General features: G+C 70.4%; 1 protein-coding gene. It reads right to left on the bottom strand.

All coding sequences use genetic code 11. The features are described from left to right. Nucleotides 1–239: DUF222 domain-containing protein (locus tag FEK34_RS29825; protein ID WP_249359751.1), on the bottom strand; the 239-nt coding region annotated here is incomplete at its 3' end. Nucleotides 240–548 lie beyond the last annotated feature (309 nt).

The following is a 548-nucleotide window of genomic DNA, read 5'->3' as shown; positions in this document are numbered from 1 at the left end:
ACTCCGGCGTCGCGTTCGATGTCGTCGATGCTGATGGTGAGGATCGTGGAGACCGGCAGGCCGCGGTGCGCGCCGAGGTGTTCGGCGATGATGCCGGAGCTGAGGATGGCTTTGAGGGCGTCGTGGTTGCGTTGGGCGGTGCTGCGGTGGTCGCGTGCGGCGGCTTCGGCGAGTGCGGTGGGGTCTATCCAGGTGCTGTCGGGCGGTTCGGGTGGCGAATCATTCGGCGCGCCAGCCATATCGGACGACTGACCAGCGCGAGCTCTAGCGGCCGAGGCACTCCCACCGCCGCTGTGACTGACATAGCCAGCATCAGGGTCGGCTCCAGCACGAACGCCGGCGCCAGCACGGCGGCCGGCGCTCCCCCGAGGGTCGGCGCAACCACGAGCGACAGCACGGTATCCCGAGCCATAGGCAGCACCTGAGCCGGCGTCGACGCCACGGCCGGCGGCGGTAGCACGGCCGGCACCAGGGTCGGCGGCAGTGACACGGCCGGTGTCAGTGCCACAGCCAGCGGTATGGCCAGGGCCACCGGCAACACCAGCACG

Origin of the sequence: Nocardia cyriacigeorgica (assembly GCF_005863245.1) — a bacterium.
Taxonomy (GTDB): domain Bacteria; phylum Actinomycetota; class Actinomycetes; order Mycobacteriales; family Mycobacteriaceae; genus Nocardia; species Nocardia cyriacigeorgica_C.
Note: the sequence above shows the minus strand (reverse complement) of the source record. Positions and strands in the feature narration are given on the sequence as shown.